Consider the following 15,524-nt stretch of genomic DNA (forward strand, 5'->3'; position numbering starts at 1 on the left):
TTTTATGCTTTCCGCAAACACATGATAAGCCAATTTCTGATGAACAATACCAATAAGGAGGATTCTCATGGCAAATATGCTCGAGGTCAAACATATAAACAAAACCTACAAAGGACAAGTGTCCCAGCAGGCGTTAAAACAAATCTCTTTTTCAGTAGAGGAAGGGGAATTCACGGCTGTGATGGGGCCGTCGGGTTCCGGTAAAACAACGCTCTTAAATATCATTTCAACGATTGACCGTCCCGATTCCGGAGACGTCCTGATCAAAGGAGACAACCCTCACCAGCTGAAAAGAACAAAGCTGGCACAATTCAGGCGAAAACAGCTTGGTTTCGTGTTTCAGGACTTTAACCTGCTTGATACACTGACGCTTGGCGAAAATATCATGCTGCCGTTAACACTTGAAAAAGAATCTCCTTCAGTGATGGAAAAAAAGCTGCATGCCATCGCTGAAAAGCTCGGTATAGAGGACCTTTTACAAAAGCGCCCGTTTGAGGTTTCTGGCGGACAGCGCCAGCGGGCAGCCATTGCAAGAGCGGTGATTCATAAACCTTCTCTGATTCTGGCTGATGAACCGACGGGAAATCTCGATTCCAAAGCTTCAAAGGATGTTATGGAAACGATGCAAAGCCTGAACCAGAACGATCAGATTACTGCATTAATGGTTACCCATGATCCTGTGGCGGCAAGCTACTGCCAGCGTGTGATTTTTATTAAAGACGGAACACTGTTTAACGAAATTTACCGCGGAGATAACCGCCAAGTATTTTATGACCAAATCCTAGATGTACTTTCTATGCTGGGGGGAAACGCAAATGACCTTTCTTCAGTTCGCTTATAAAAATGTTACACGTAACAAACGGTCGTATTTGGCGTTCTTTTTGAGCAGTGCTTTTTCCGTATTGATTTTCTTTACCTTCGCTATGTTTATTTTTCATCCTGCTCTTAAGGAAGGGTACTTGAATAACATTGCGAGAAAAGGCTTAACGGCAGCGGAGTGGATGATTTTTATCTTTTCAATTCTATTTGTTCTATATTCCGTTAACGCCTTTTTGAAATCCAGAAACAAAGAGTTTGGAATTCTGCTGATTCAGGGGATTACTCCCGCCCAGCTGCGAGTGCTGGTGACAGCTGAAAACATGATGATCGGCACCTTTTCGATTGTTGCCGGAATCATCGGCGGACTGATTTTTTCAAAAACATTTTTTACAATCGGCGCCTATATTTTAGAAATGGACGCTTTGCCGCTGTATATGCCTTGGAAGGCCCTGGGGATTACGATTTGCGGATTTTTGCTCTTATTTTTCCTTTTATCACAGTTTACGATCTTTTTTATTAAATCAAAAACCGTTATTTTACTGATTAAAGGCGCGGAAAACATGAAACCTGAGCCGAAGCCGTCTATCCTTCTGTCGATTTTCGGCGTGGCATGCCTTGTTATGGGATACGGAATGGTCGTAAAAGGCAATGTTCACTCTTATATGCCTTTTCTGATTTTGATCTTAACCATAGTTGGAACGTATTTTTTCTTCAGCCAGAGCAGCATTTGGATATTGAGGGCCGTGAAGAAGTGGAAGGGCTTTTACTTGCGCGGGAAAAATGTCATTTGGATTTCTGATTTAGTCTATCGCCTAAAAGATAATGCCCGCCTGTTTTTTATCGTCAGTATTATTTCAGCAGTGGCTTTTACTGCTACAGGAGTGCTGGCCGTTTACAAATCAACTGTCGGGGCAATGGATTCAGCCTATGAAATGGAGTACTTATCATTTGAAGGCAATCTGAAAGAAAAACAACACCTGCATGATATTGAACATGAGCTGAAACAGAATCATTTCGCATTTACACGTTACGATATGTCAGTTTCATATGTGCGCTATAAGCGGGGAGATGAAGTGCCGCCTGTTATCTTAATGGATCAGGAAACATTTCAAAAGCACTTCAGCATGAGCATGAATGATCTGAAAAACGGGGAAAGCATCTATTTCCCAAGCACCTATGAAGTCAAGGATAAAACTGAATTTCCGAAACAATTAGATCTGCTGAACAAGAAAAATGAGCTGGCAAATCAGAAGCTCGAAGTGAAAGAAACAAAAAAACCGCTGATTTCTGTAAACAGCGTACTTGTCGTAAATGAAACAACCTATAAAAAGCTTCATAAGCTTGGAGAAAGCACGAAGCTCATTGGTTACAAATTTAAGAATTGGAAAGACAGTTTAGGCATCAGCCAATCACTTACAAATAAATTGTATGGTGATTATTCTGACGTTCACTTTCAATTTGATGCGAAGGCCAGCACGCACTATATGACAGTGCAACTGCCAAGCTTAAGCTTATTTATTGGGCTTTTCATTGCCATTGTCTTCTTTACCGCGGCCGGAAGCTTTTTGTATTTCCGTTTGTTTACGGATTTAGAGGAAGATCAGAAGCGCTACCGTTCATTAGCGAAGATTGGATTTAGTGAAGAAGAAATGTCACAGAGCGTAACCATTCAATTAGCGATCTTGTTCTTCTTTCCCTTTGCGATGGCTGTTCTTCATACGGTTTTTGCCATTAGAGCTGGCGACTTTGTCAACGTAACCAAACCAGTGTTGCTGACAATCGGAGGATTTTTAGCTTTTCAGCTGCTGTTCTTCCTGATGGTGCGGTTTAGCTACTTGAAAAAAATAAAAAGCTTCTTAACGATGAAATAAGGGATGGTGAGTATGAAAAAAATTTTATCAATTATAGTGGGTGCAGGGGCTATCGCGGCTATTTGCGGCATTCTCTTCATTCATAACGAGATAACAGACAGAATCAATCCGCTAGTTCCCAGACAGGATCTGTATGTGCAGATTAATCGAGATGGCCAGCACCTTAAACCAGGCGGCACTGAATATACACTAGACGGATACAATCAGTCTGGTGAAAAGAGCGACGTCACATTCCTGGCCAGCGGTGATTTGCGAAAGAACGCCTATTTGAAAATCTACACAAAAGGCAAGTATGTAGAAACCTGGGAAGAAGTGCAATATAAAGATTTGCCAAAAGACGTTCAATCAACATTAAAACAATAAAGAGGAAAGCGGCATAGGGGGGAACTATGCCGCTTTTTTATGCTACTGCTGATAGGATTGCTGCTGGAATGGCGTGTTTTGGCCGAATGGAAGTGTAGACACATTCGTATTCATGACGCTGGATTGTCCAGTGAGTTCCTGCTGCATTTGGTTGCACATGTTGACAACCTGCTGGCATTTTTGAATTGCCATGTCGTGTCCGTGCAGTGCTTGTTGAATGGTATGTGCAGCCTGTTGTTCGTGGTTTAGAATCTGCTGCAGCATTTGGATGTTTTGCTGCTCTTGGTGAAGCATTTGGCGATATTGCTGGCTGCTTTGCTGTGTTTGCTGAATGAGCTGCTGAGCAGTTTGGCGAGCTTGGTTCAGCTGCTGCAAGCCGTGTTGTGTATTATGCATGAATGATCCCTCCATAATGATCAATTGACGTGAGTCGGTATTATCATGCAACCTGAATGAAAAGAAATTCTGCAAATGAGAAACTACAATTATTTTCCTTGCCCCCTCTATCTTTGAATGAAAACGATAAAGATTGTATACTTGTACATACCCTTTTTATGTAAATGCTCCGCGTTAAAATCATAAGAAGTGCGGAAAACGAAACCCTGAAATCGGGAAAATCGTATTCCGCTTTTTTCTTTGCCTGCTTCAAAAACCGCCTTCGCCTGCAGTAAATGGGATATTCAGCCTGTTTTCTACTGTGCGGAGGCGCTGATTGAGCCGGTTTAAGCGGCGTGTATGGCGTTCAACAGCCTGGCTTAACTGATTAACCTGTTCGGCAATCCGTGCAATTTCCCGATTTTGACGGCGGTCTTCGTTTGTCAGACGGGTTAATTCTCTCGACTGCTGTTCATTTTGCCGTTCAAGTGCAGCGATTCTTCTTTCCAAGGCTGGCTGTCTGTCCATTTGGTATGGCTCGTATACATCCTGCTGCGGATAAGGATTGTATTCATATTGGCTATAGTAAGGTTCCTGCTGAGGCAGCTGCGGGCTGTAATACTGATATGGATTCATGTAATCAATCTCCTTAAAAATAAAATGTGGGTGAATTCCTTATAACTTATGTAGTCATTGGCACAGTGCCACGGCACTCGCCCAAAAAGAGGAGGAAAGGATGGTGAACTCCTTGAGAAATAAATGCGGCATTTTGCTTTTAGCTGCTGTATGCATCATGTTATCGGGATGCCAACAGCAAAAAGAGGAAACGCCGTTTTATTACGGAACGTGGGATGAGGGGATTACCCCGGGACCCATGGACGGCGTGAAATTTGCAAGAGTCACCTTTACCAAAGACGAGGTGGCAGAGACGGAAGTGATTGAAGGAAGAGGAGAGGTCCAGCTGCCCAGTATGGCATACAAGGTGATTTCTCAAAGCACTGACGGGTCTATCGAGATTCAGTATCTCGGTTCTTATTATCCGCTCAAAAGCACGCTGAGAAGAGGAGAAAGCGGGACGCTAATTTGGGAGCAAAATGGGCAGACAAAAACGATGACAAGAATCAAATCAAAGACCGGCAAGGAGGAGAAAGATGAGAAATAAAAAAGCTGAAAGACTGGTGTTAACAGGACTTATTTTACATATCATTCAGTGGATATTTATATTATGGGCTTTTCTCAAGATCAAACATTTATTTAGTGACTATACGATCTATAATCCTAATGTCATCAGCGGATCCATGCAGTCTTTATCGTTTATACAAATGATGCGCGCGATGATGTACTCAGGGGCAATCGTGAATTATGTGTTGTTTTTTGCGCTTGTATTGCTTATTTATTGTGTAGTGCTTCATGCCATCTTGATTGTTCTGGAAATGGCGGCTTACATCATGATTAGGCGGAATCCTGCATCTTCATGGGTATTCTTTTTGACGGCAGCGGGTGTGAAGCTCGTCATCTTGAATATAGTCGGCATTCCTTTTTTAGCTGCCGGCTTCCTGCTGATGAAACAGGACAAAGCAGAAAACGATGGGATGGAGACAGAAAGAAAGCGGAAACCGCGCACGCGTATCCGAAGACAAGGCCGGCGTTTAAACAGAATCCGGAGAAAATCATCTCTTGCGGTTGAATATCGAAAAGAAAAAAAGATATGATGGGACTATAGCCTGAAAACGACACGAAGGAGATGCAGGATGTACAAACTAATTGCAATTGATATGGACGGAACACTTTTAAATGATCATCATGAAGTAACAGAGGAGGTCCGCGACGCACTTCACGCTGCTAAAGCGGAGGGCGTCAAAATTGTGCTTTGCACCGGCCGGCCGATCGGGGGTGTGCGGAGATACTTAGATGAACTGAATTTAGTTGAAGAAGGCGACTATGTCATCGCGTATAATGGAGCGCTTGTTCAAAATACCCATACAAACGAAGTGGTCACAGAGCTGTCTCTCGGGTATGATGATTTGACTTCATTATATGACCTGAGCGTAGAGCTGAAGACGCCGATGCATTTCTTTGACTCATCTAATTTGTATACGCCTAACCGGGATATTAGCGAATTTACTGTATACGAATCCTATGTGACACAAGTGCCGCTTCATTTCCGCAAGATCGACGAGGTGCCAAAAGATATCCTCATCCCGAAAGTGATGTTTATAGATAAACCGGAGAACTTAAGCCATGTCATTACATCGATTCCAAAAGATGTGAGAGACAAATATACAATGGTCAGAAGCGCGCCTTTCTTTTATGAAATTCTGCATCCGGAAGCCAGCAAGGGAAATGCCGTACGCCAGCTGGCACAGCTGCTTGGAATTGACCAGGCGGAAGTCATGAGCATAGGTGACAACGGAAACGACCTAACAATGATTGAATGGGCGGGCTGCGGCGTTGCCATGGCAAACGCCATCCCAGAAGTATTAGAAGCCGCAAACTTTCAAACACGCTCCAATAATGAACACGGTGTTGCGCATGCGATTCACGAGCTTGTTTTGGCGAAATAATGAAATCCAGCCTCTTAGAAGGCTGGATTTTTTGTTATGGCGGCTGTCCTGTCTGTAATCACCATCAGCCCTTCTTGCAGATATAAAACGTCAGTGATTGATCATGATCTTCAGTGGCCTGTAGAAATAAAAAGAAAGCAATCACCATAAACATCAGCATCGTACATTTTTTTCTCATGAACGAATCTTCTTGTTCATTCTTTGTTTTGGGATGGATTCCTCGTTTTGATGTAATGGTAATCTTTTGACGAATCTATTTGACTTTCGTTATGCTGATAAAACAAGTTGTTCACAAAATGTATAATTTTAGCCTGAATTGAAAGGGGACTGAATCAGATGTGCACAAGTCTTACATTGGAAACTGCTGACCGGAATCATTTATTAGCGAGGACAATGGATTTTGCATTTCAGTTGGGGACGGAGGTCATTCTCTATCCGCGCCGTTACAGCTGGAAGAGTGAAGCTGACGGAAAGGTGCATCAAACACAGTACGCGTTTATTGGTATGGGGAGAAAACTTGGAAATATATTATTTGCCGACGGTGTTAATGAAAGCGGTTTATCTTGTGCCGCGCTTTATTTTATGGGATGTGCGGAATACGAAAAAACGATACGGGGAGACGGCGTTCATATTGCCCCGCATGAGTTTGTAACTTGGGCGCTGTCAGCCTGTAAGTCTTTGGAAGACGTAAAGGAAAAGATCCGCTCTTTAACGATTGTGGAGAAGAAATTAGAGCTATTGGATACAGTTTTACCGCTACACTGGATATTGTCAGACCGGACGGGACGCAGCCTGACGATAGAACCGAGAGCAGACGGCATCAAAATCTATGACAATCAACCAGGTGTAATGACGAACAGCCCCGACTTTCTATGGCATGTGAGCAATCTTCGGCAATATATAGGAATAAGGCCGAAACAATACGAGAGCAAGGAGATGGGCGGATTGATGCTGTCCGCTTTTGGCCAAGGCTCGGGTACTGTGGGTCTGCCAGGAGATTATACACCGCCTTCACGGTTTGTCAGAGCTGTTTTTCTGAAAGAACATCTAGAGCCGGCGGCAGATGAAACAAGAGGTGTATCAGCAGCTTTTCAGCTTTTGTCAAACATGGCAATACCTAAGGGTGCTGTGATAACGGAAGATGACGAGATTGATTATACGCAATATACTTCTGTGATGTGCAGCGACACGGGAAACTACTACTTTCACCACTACGATAATCGGCAAATCCAAAAAGTAAGTTTATTTCATGAAGACCTTGACTGTCTGGAGCCTAAAGTGTTTTCTGCTAAAGCAGAAGAAAATATTCTAGAGCTTAATTAAGAATCAATCAGCTGATTCAGGTATAAATCCGGGGCCAGCTGATTTTTTTGTACAATGTCACAGCTTCTGAATGATTGGCAAAATGGATTGTGCTAAATCTACAATGAGCGTATGGGCGGATGCGCAGATAAGGCCAAGCTGCATTTATATAAAAAACTTCGGATCAAAACTGAGTCTCAGCATCACGAGACTCAGTTTTTTTGCGAGCATACAGGTTGCACTAATGCCGATCCATCATGATCCCGCGAGATTTTTATCATTTCAAAAAGAGAAAAAATTGATCTTAACTCATTGACAAACGTCCGAGACAAAGGTACATTTTGATTTATTCATATTAAACTACTAGGAATATAGGAGTTTATTTTTCGGATTTTTCAGCCTAAAACATGATAAAAGGAGTAACGTCATGACAAGCAAAAAGAAACAAATCAAATTAGGGGTATTTTTAGCAGGTACAGGCCATCATGTCGCGTCTTGGCGGCATCCGGACGCCCCAGCGGATGCGAGCATGAATTTGGATTATTTTAAAGAGCTTGCGAAAACAGCGGAGCGGGGCAAGCTGGATATGCTGTTTTTAGCGGATAGCCTGTCAATTGACAGCAAATCACATCCAAATGTGTTAACAAGGTTTGAGCCATTTACTTTGCTCTCTGCTTTGGCGCAGGTAACATCAAGAATCGGATTGACAGCAACAGCTTCTACTACTTACAGCGAGCCGTTTCACATTGCCAGACAGTTTGCGTCATTGGATCATCTGTCTAACGGCCGTGCCGGATGGAACGTCGTCACTTCATCTATTGAATCAACAGCGCTGAATTTCAGCGGTGAAAAGCACCTTGAACACCATTTGCGCTATCAGCGGGCAGAGGAATTTGTCGAGGTTGTAAAAGGACTTTGGGATTCATGGGAAGAGGACGCGTTTATCCGTAATAAAGAGACTGGTGATTTCTTTGAGAAAGAAAAAATGCACGAGCTGAACCACAAAGGAGAGTATTTCTCGGTTCGCGGACCTCTGAACGTTTCAAGAACGCCGCAGGGCCAGCCGGTCATTATCCAGGCAGGATCATCAGGGGACGGAAAAGCACTGGCTGCCAGAACAGCAGAAGTGATCTTCACAGCGCAAAACCACCTGGAATCAGCTCAGGAATTTTATCAATCGATTAAAGAGCAGGCTGCGGAATTCGGGCGTGACCCAGAAAAAATTGCAATCATGCCGGGTATTTTCCCGATCATTGCTGATACCGAAGAAGCAGCACAGGCCAAGTACAAGGAGCTTCAGGATCTGATTATTCCGTCCGTCGGTCTGCAAATTCTCCAAAATTATTTAGGCGGAATCGATTTGTCGGCGTATCCGCTTGACGGGCCGCTGCCGAAGCTTGACGCGGATGCTTCCAATGCGGTGAAGAGCCGATTCAAGCTTGTTCAAGAAATGGCTGCACGAGACAATATGACGATTCGCGAGGTGTATCAATATGTTGCAGGCTCCAGAGGCCATCATATCTTCGTTGGCACGCCGGAGCAGCTTGCTGACAAGATGCAGGAATGGGTGGATAAGAAAGCGTGTGACGGGTTTAACATCATGCCTCCGCTTCTTCCAGAAGGAATTGAAGTGTTTGTTGATAAAGTGGTTCCGATTTTACAGGAGCGCGGTGTGTTCAGAAAAGAATATGAAGGCACAACATTGAGAGACCACTTCGGTTTAGAAAAGCCGGTAAACCGTTATGCAAAGTAAGGAGGAACGCTAGATGAAAGCACGATATCGCCTTGCAGTTGAACGTGATGCCGAACAGCTTCTCGAGCTGACATTGCGGGCTTATGAACCGATTCGAAAAATCGGTATTCATTTTGCCGCCGCTCATGCGGATCTGGATTTGGTGTTACGTAACATCCGAAACAACGCCTGCTATGTCATGGAAGAGGACGGACTGATCATTGCGACCATCTCCTTAAGGATGCCGTGGGGGCAGCAGCCGGGACCGTTTGGCGTTCCGCATATCTGGTGGTTCGCCGTGGACCCTGACACCGGTCAAAAAGGTATCGGAACAAAGCTGCTTCAATGGCTTGAGGAAACGATCCTCCGCGATACGTTAAAGGTTCCGTTTGTCTCGCTCGGAACAGCGGACAAGCATCCGTGGCTGATTGAGATGTACGAACGAAAAGGGTATGTCCGCGCAGGTGAACAAGACCTTGGCAAAGGGCATATGACAGTCTATATGAAAAAACAATTGCGAAATGACCTATAAAAGAGAAAAGGCGGGAAATCAAATGAAAATGAAAAAATGGACTGTGCTGTTAGTTGCTGCATTATTAGCGGTGCTCTCAGCTTGCGGTAATGGAAGCAGCAGTAAAGAGGATGACAATGTGCTTCATGTCGGCGCAACCGGACAAAGCTACCCGTTTGCTTATAAAGAAGACGGAAAGTTGACAGGTTTTGATGTGGAAGTGATGGAAGCGGTCGCTAAGAAAATTGACATGAAGCTGGACTGGAAGCTGCTTGAATTCAGCGGGCTGATGGGGGAGCTTCAAACAGGAAAGCTTGACACTATTTCCAACCAGGTAGCGGTGACTGATGAACGTAAGGAAACGTATCACTTTACTGAACCATACGCTTATGCAGGAACACAGATTGTCGTCAAAAAAGACAATAATGACATCAAGTCAGTAAACGATTTAAAAGGGAAGACAGTTGCTGCCGTTCTCGGTTCAAATCACGCAAAAAACCTTGAAAGCAAAGATCCTGATAAAAAAATCAATATCAAAACATACGAAACACAAGAAGGCACGCTGAAGGACGTCGCTTACGGCCGTGTAGACGCTTATGTCAACAGCCGAACTGTGCTGATGGCGCAAATTAAGAAAACCGGCTTGCCGTTAAAGCTTGCAGGAGATCCGATTGTTTACGAACAAGTTGCATTCCCATTTGCCAAGGATGACGCACACGACAAGCTCCGCAAAAAAGTCAATAAAGCACTTGATGAATTGCGTAAAGACGGAACACTGAAAAAGCTTTCCGAAAAATATTTTAATGAAGATATCACAGTAGAACAGAAGCATTAAGAAACGGCGGTGAATCACCAGAATGAACACGATTGATTGGGAATTTATGATATCAGCATTCCCGACTTTAATTCAGGCCCTTCCGATCACCTTGTTTATGGCTGTAGCGGCTATGATTTTTGCCATTATCGGAGGACTTATTCTCGCACTCATCACAAAAAACAAAATTCCAGTGCTTCATCAGCTGTCAAAGCTGTATATATCCTTTTTCCGGGGCGTACCGACACTTGTGCAGCTGTTTTTAATCTACTACGGGCTGCCGCAGCTGTTTCCAGAAATGAGCAAAATGACAGCTCTCACAGCTGCCATCATCGGGTTAAGCTTAAAAAACGCTGCTTATTTGGCAGAAATCTTCCGGGCCGCCCTCAATTCTGTTGATGATGGGCAGCTGGAGGCGTGCCTGTCTGTCGGCATGACAAAGCTCCAGGCATACAGACGGATTATTCTGCCGCAGGCTGTTCGAAATGCGATACCGGCAACGGGCAATACATTTATCGGACTACTCAAAGAAACGTCACTGGCCTTTACGTTAGGGGTCATGGAGATGTTCGCCCAAGGGAAGATGTATGCATCAGGAAACCTCAAATATTTTGAGACGTACTTGGCGGTTGCAATTGTTTACTGGGTTCTTACCATTATCTACAGCATTTTGCAGGACTTGTTTGAACGCGCCATGAGCAAGCCATACCGGACTTAGAGGTGAAATCAGTTGATAACAGTAAAAAATATTCACAAAGCGTTTAAAGATCTCGTCGTACTCGACGGAATCGATCTAGAAGTGAAACGCGGAGAAGTAGTGGCGATCATCGGTCCGTCCGGTTCCGGAAAATCAACGCTTCTCCGGTGCTTGAATCTATTAGAGCGTCCGGATCAAGGCCTTATTGAAATCGGAGAAGCCAAGCTGAACGCGGAAAAGTTTACACGCAAAGAAGCACATCGGCTTCGCCAGCAAACGGCCATGGTCTTTCAAAACTACAATCTGTTTAAAAATAAAACGGCTCTGCAAAACATTACAGAAGCTTTAATCGTGGCTCAACACAAATCACGCGACGAAGCGAAACGTATTGGAATGGATATTCTGAAACAAGTCGGTCTAGAGCATAAGGCTGACAGCTATCCGATCACAATGTCCGGCGGCCAGCAGCAGCGAATCGGCATCGCGCGGGCACTTGCGGTCAATCCGCATGCAATTTTGCTGGATGAACCAACTTCAGCACTTGACCCTGAGCTCGTCGCAGGGGTGCTTCAGGTCATCAAGTCCATTGCGGAAAAACAAACAACGATGATCATCGTTACACACGAAATGGCGTTTGCAAAAGAGGTCGCTGATAAAGTGATCTTTATGGCGGATGGCCATATTATCGAGCAGGGAACGCCAGAAGAACTGTTTGACCATCCGAAAAATGAACGGACGAAAAGATTTATCAAGCAGGTGGGAGAGCCTGCAGAGCTTATATAAGAAAGGGGGAAGAACAATGGCCGACAAAACGTTTCATACCCGTTTAATCAATATGCGGCGTGATCTTCATGAACATCCTGAACTGTCATTTCAAGAGATTGAAACGACGAAAAAAATCCGCCGCTGGCTTGAGGAAGAGCATATCGAGATCCTTGACGTTCCTCAATTGGAAACAGGCGTGATTGCGGAAATCAAAGGGCAGGAAGACGGACCCGTGATCGCGATACGAGCGGACATTGATGCGCTCCCGATCCAAGAACAGACGGATCTGCCGTTTGCATCAAAGATTGACGGCACGATGCATGCGTGCGGACACGATTTTCATACTGCTTCCATTATCGGCACGGCCATTTTGCTGAATCAAAGAAGAGCCGATCTGAAAGGTACTGTCCGGTTTATCTTTCAGCCAGCTGAAGAAATAGCCGCAGGAGCAAGAAAGGTCATAGAAGCAGGTGTGCTTGATGGCGTTTCTGCCATTTTTGGCATGCATAATAAGCCGGATCTGCCTGTCGGGACCATAGGTGTAAAAGAAGGTCCACTCATGGCAAGTGTTGACCGATTTGAGATTGTCGTCAAAGGGAAAGGCGGACACGCCGGCATCCCAAATAACAGTATTGATCCAATCGCTGCTGCCGGACAAATCGTCAGCGGCCTGCAATCTGTGGTCAGCCGCAACATCAGCTCACTGCAAAACGCGGTCGTCAGTATTACAAGAGTACAGGCGGGCACTTCATGGAACGTCATTCCAGACCAGGCTGAAATGGAGGGGACGGTTCGAACCTTTCAAAAAGAAGCGAGACGGGCTGTTCCGGAACATATGAAACGAGTGGCTGAAGGAATTGCCGCGGGCTATGGAGCACAAGCAGAATTCAAGTGGTTTCCTTATTTGCCTTCCGTTCAGAATGACGGCGCATTTTTAAAAGCGGCATCTGAAGCTGCGGAACGGCTTGGCTGCCAAACTGTTCATGCTGAGCAGTCTCCGGGCGGAGAAGACTTCGCTCTGTATCAAGAGAAGATCCCGGGATTTTTTGTCTGGATGGGGACGAACGGTACAGAGGAGTGGCATCATCCTGCCTTTACATTGGATGAAGAAGCCCTGACAGTTGCCTCTCAATACTTTGCTGAGCTGGCTGTTATTGTGCTGGAGACCATCAAATGAGCAGACAAGGGCTGACAGCAGGTCTTGCAGAGGCTGTGAGAACGTCGCAGCCTGAGCATTCAATTGCCGCGATGTGTGAAGCAAAAAAAGGATTACTCGATTTCACAGCCGCTTCATTCGCAGGAAGAAAAGATAAAGGCATTCAAAAGCTCCTCCGCCTCATAGAGGATGAAGGAGGCACGCCCCTTGTCCCTATTATCGGCCAAGGGAAAAAAGCCGCGCCATTACAATCTGCAATGATCAATGGATTTATCGCCCATGCATTGGATTTTGATGATGTCCATTCTGATGTAAGAGGGCATCCCAGTGCAGTCATCGTGCCAGCTCTTATGGCTTCTGCCGCTCGCGGACATGACGAGCGGCTTCTTGGCGCTTATATTGTCGGTGTTGAAGTGATGGCAAGGCTGGGCGAATCAATTGGGAGCCGCCACTATGAAAAGGGCTGGCATAATACAGGAACAATTGGCGCGATCGCTGCTGCCTGCGCCGCAGGCTACGCAGAGGAACTGACTCAAGAAGAGCTGGAAAAAGCCATTGGTTTTGCAGCTACGCAATCTTCCGGGATGAGGGTGCAATTTGGGACAGAAATGAAACCGCTGCACGCCGGGCTGGCAGCTCAGGCTGGCTTGCTAGCCGTTAAGCTGGCCCAATCAGAATTTGGCGGGTCCCGCACGGCACTTGATGGAGAAGCTGGTTTCTTCGGTCTGTACGGCGATTTGGAAAAAGCACAAAACACTTTGCTAAACCGTTGGGGCGCACCATGGAGAATCGTGAAGCCGGGTCTATGGTTTAAAATTTATCCATTTTGCTCTGCGGCACACCATGCCGCAGATGCGGTACGAAAACTTGTCTCTGAAGAAGCCATTTCTGCTGCAAATACCGAGCGGATTGAAGTGATTTTTCCGCCAGGCGGAGATGCTGCATTGACGGAAAGATCGCCGAAGACTGGGGAGGAAGGCCGTTTTAGCGTTGAATATGTCATTGCCCTTGCTTTGCACGGACATGAGCTGGCCGCTGAGCATTTCAACAGCCAGCCAATCCCAAGCGGCATTCAAACGACAATAGGGCATATTCAGCGAGTATATGACAATGCCATTCAGCCGGCTCCTCATGCCGTTCCAAAAGGCCGTTTCACAATTGTCCGGGCTTATTTATCAGACGGCCGGATTTGCGAAGTACGTGTGGACTGTCCAAAAGGAGCTCCGGGCAATGAACTGTCTGAAGAAGACATAAAAGAAAAATTGACATTAACGGTTCCGCATGAAAAAGCGCGGCGCATCATAACAGCCGTTGAGATAGCCGATATAAAAGAATTTTTAGTGCATATTGAATAAGATTCAGCTCTATTAACCGATTTCAGATGATATGATAAAACCAATCATACGTTTGAAAAAGGAGAAACCATGACGGTGAATGACGCGGTTGTATTCATTTTGGCTGCCTTTTTACTATTGGGGGCAGCGGATTATTGTTTGGGAAACAGATGGGGGCTTGGCGAGCGGTTTGCCGAAGGCTTCAAGGCTATGGGTCCGCTGGCGCTGTCGATGATCGGAATTGTTTCGCTGGCACCCGTGCTGGCAGCAATCCTGATTCCCATTGTCTCTCCGGTTTACACAGCGATTGGCGCCGATCCCTCATCTTTTGCGAATACTATCTTGGCCATTGATATGGGAGGATATGCGCTCGCTGGAGAAATGGCGAAAGATCCACAGGCCGGACTGTTTTCATGGGTGTTTTTAGGAACGATGATGGGTCCGGCAATCGTCTTTACGATTCCCGTTGCTCTAGGCATCATCGAACAAGAGGATCACCCGTACTTTGCAAAAGGCATATTAATCGGACTGTGTACAGTGCCGATCGGGTGCTTCATCGGCGGATTATGCGCCGGCTTTGACATTATCATGATAGGTAAAAACCTCCTGATCCCGAGTCTTTTGTCTGCTGTGATCGCTTTTGGGTTATGGCGGTACACCGACACCATCATTCGGTTATTTCATCTCTTCGGGAAGGCTGTCAGTATGGTTGCGATTATCGGGCTCGCAGCTGTCTCTGTTGAGACGATGACCGGCATCGTGCTGATTCCAGGAATGGAGAATGCCGAAACGGGGATACAAACGACAGGGACCGTCGCCATTGCCTTGGCAGGGGCTTTTCCGATGACCGCCTTTATCACAAAAGCCTTTAAAAAGCCTCTTCAGGCACTGGGGAGGAGTTTTCATTTAGATCAGACAGCAACAGCAGGATTGGTGACTTCTCTGGCTCATCATATTCCAATGCTGGCTTCACTAAAAGATATGACGCCGAGAGGAAAGGTCATCAATGTCGCATTTGCAGTCAGCGGAGCCTTTGTACTCGGCAGCCATCTCGGTTTCGTGGCCGGAATGAAAAAAGAAATGGCGGCTGCCATGATCATTGGAAAATTAGCTGGTGGAATTACAGCTGCGGCAGTGGCTGCCTGGGTGACGCCCGCACAATCATCTGATCAGCAGAAACATGCCTCAGCCGGCTATAACTGAGGCAGAAGCTGTTTCAAC

17 protein-coding genes are annotated in these 15,524 nt (G+C 45.6%); 15 read left to right on the forward strand and 2 right to left on the reverse strand.

Annotated elements, in window-relative coordinates; all coding sequences use genetic code 11:
• The first annotated feature begins 67 nt into the window (after positions 1–67).
• The 3 genes from AC4CV5_RS00830 to AC4CV5_RS00840 are packed head-to-tail and all read left to right on the forward strand — an operon-like array spanning position 68 to position 3,053.
• Positions 68–841: an ABC transporter ATP-binding protein gene (locus AC4CV5_RS00830; RefSeq protein WP_490921946.1), complete on the forward strand. Its 774-nt coding sequence runs from the start codon at positions 68–70 to the stop codon at positions 839–841.
• Positions 816–2,690, forward strand: a complete 1,875-nt coding sequence (locus AC4CV5_RS00835; protein WP_490921947.1) for an FtsX-like permease family protein — start codon at positions 816–818, stop codon at positions 2,688–2,690. The genes AC4CV5_RS00830 and AC4CV5_RS00835 overlap by 26 nt, the downstream gene beginning before the upstream one ends.
• A 12-nt stretch (positions 2,691–2,702) precedes the next feature.
• The gene (locus AC4CV5_RS00840; RefSeq protein ID WP_166846473.1) at positions 2,703–3,053 is read left to right on the forward strand and encodes a YxeA family protein; all 351 of its coding nucleotides are present in this window, start codon (positions 2,703–2,705) and stop codon (positions 3,051–3,053) included.
• A gap of 42 nt (positions 3,054–3,095) precedes the next feature.
• On the opposite strand, the gene AC4CV5_RS00845 is transcribed toward AC4CV5_RS00840, so the two are convergent.
• Together AC4CV5_RS00845 and cotNE are read right to left on the reverse strand one after the other, a co-directional pair.
• Positions 3,096–3,449, reverse strand: coding sequence for a hypothetical protein (locus AC4CV5_RS00845; protein ID WP_166846476.1), 354 nt, complete (start codon positions 3,447–3,449; stop codon positions 3,096–3,098).
• 249 nt (positions 3,450–3,698) lie between these two features.
• Positions 3,699–4,064: an inner spore coat protein CotNE gene (gene cotNE, locus AC4CV5_RS00850; protein ID WP_166846479.1), complete on the reverse strand. Its 366-nt coding sequence runs from the start codon at positions 4,062–4,064 to the stop codon at positions 3,699–3,701.
• 100 nt (positions 4,065–4,164) lie between these two features.
• Between cotNE and AC4CV5_RS00855 the strand changes: the two genes are divergently transcribed.
• From AC4CV5_RS00855 to eutH, 12 genes are all read left to right on the forward strand, one after another.
• On the forward strand, positions 4,165–4,590 hold the full coding sequence (locus AC4CV5_RS00855) for a DUF3255 family protein (protein WP_166846482.1): 426 nt from the start codon (positions 4,165–4,167) through the stop codon (positions 4,588–4,590).
• On the forward strand, positions 4,580–5,140 hold the full coding sequence (locus AC4CV5_RS00860; RefSeq protein ID WP_166846485.1) for a hypothetical protein: 561 nt from the start codon (positions 4,580–4,582) through the stop codon (positions 5,138–5,140). The genes AC4CV5_RS00855 and AC4CV5_RS00860 overlap by 11 nt, the downstream gene beginning before the upstream one ends.
• A gap of 39 nt (positions 5,141–5,179) precedes the next feature.
• Positions 5,180–5,992: a sugar-phosphatase gene (gene yidA / locus AC4CV5_RS00865; protein ID WP_166846488.1), complete on the forward strand. Its 813-nt coding sequence runs from the start codon at positions 5,180–5,182 to the stop codon at positions 5,990–5,992.
• A 336-nt stretch (positions 5,993–6,328) separates the two neighbouring features.
• Positions 6,329–7,315: a penicillin V amidase gene (gene yxeI, locus AC4CV5_RS00870; RefSeq protein ID WP_166846491.1), complete on the forward strand. Its 987-nt coding sequence runs from the start codon at positions 6,329–6,331 to the stop codon at positions 7,313–7,315.
• 406 nt (positions 7,316–7,721) lie between these two features.
• Positions 7,722–9,047: an LLM class flavin-dependent oxidoreductase gene (locus AC4CV5_RS00875; protein ID WP_490921948.1), complete on the forward strand. Its 1,326-nt coding sequence runs from the start codon at positions 7,722–7,724 to the stop codon at positions 9,045–9,047.
• A 13-nt stretch (positions 9,048–9,060) separates the two neighbouring features.
• Entirely contained in the window at positions 9,061–9,558 is a 498-nt protein-coding gene (locus tag AC4CV5_RS00880; protein ID WP_166846498.1) for a GNAT family N-acetyltransferase, read from the forward strand.
• A 22-nt stretch (positions 9,559–9,580) separates the two neighbouring features.
• On the forward strand, positions 9,581–10,372 hold the full coding sequence (locus tag AC4CV5_RS00885; RefSeq protein WP_166846501.1) for an amino acid ABC transporter substrate-binding protein: 792 nt from the start codon (positions 9,581–9,583) through the stop codon (positions 10,370–10,372).
• A gap of 22 nt (positions 10,373–10,394) precedes the next feature.
• Positions 10,395–11,069, forward strand: a complete 675-nt coding sequence (locus AC4CV5_RS00890) for an amino acid ABC transporter permease (protein ID WP_003236334.1) — start codon at positions 10,395–10,397, stop codon at positions 11,067–11,069.
• Positions 11,070–11,081: 12 nt separating this feature from the next.
• Positions 11,082–11,831 (forward strand): amino acid ABC transporter ATP-binding protein, encoded by a 750-nt coding sequence (locus tag AC4CV5_RS00895; RefSeq protein ID WP_166846504.1) that lies wholly within the window; start codon positions 11,082–11,084, stop codon positions 11,829–11,831.
• A 16-nt stretch (positions 11,832–11,847) separates the two neighbouring features.
• Positions 11,848–12,990, forward strand: coding sequence for an N-acetyl-sulfur-metabolite deacetylase SndB (sndB, locus tag AC4CV5_RS00900; RefSeq protein ID WP_490921949.1), 1,143 nt, complete (start codon positions 11,848–11,850; stop codon positions 12,988–12,990).
• A complete protein-coding gene (locus AC4CV5_RS00905) occupies positions 12,987–14,324 on the forward strand; it encodes an MmgE/PrpD family protein (RefSeq protein WP_490921950.1) in 1,338 nt (445 codons plus the stop codon). Before sndB ends, AC4CV5_RS00905 begins: the two co-directional genes overlap by 4 nt.
• Positions 14,325–14,393: 69 nt before the next feature.
• Positions 14,394–15,506 carry an ethanolamine utilization protein EutH gene (gene eutH / locus AC4CV5_RS00910; RefSeq protein ID WP_166846529.1) on the forward strand — a complete coding sequence of 371 codons (1,113 nt, stop codon included), beginning with the start codon at positions 14,394–14,396 and terminating at the stop codon, positions 15,504–15,506.
• The last annotated feature ends 18 nt before the right edge of the window (positions 15,507–15,524 follow it).

Source organism: Bacillus sp. NS1 (assembly GCF_058248265.1).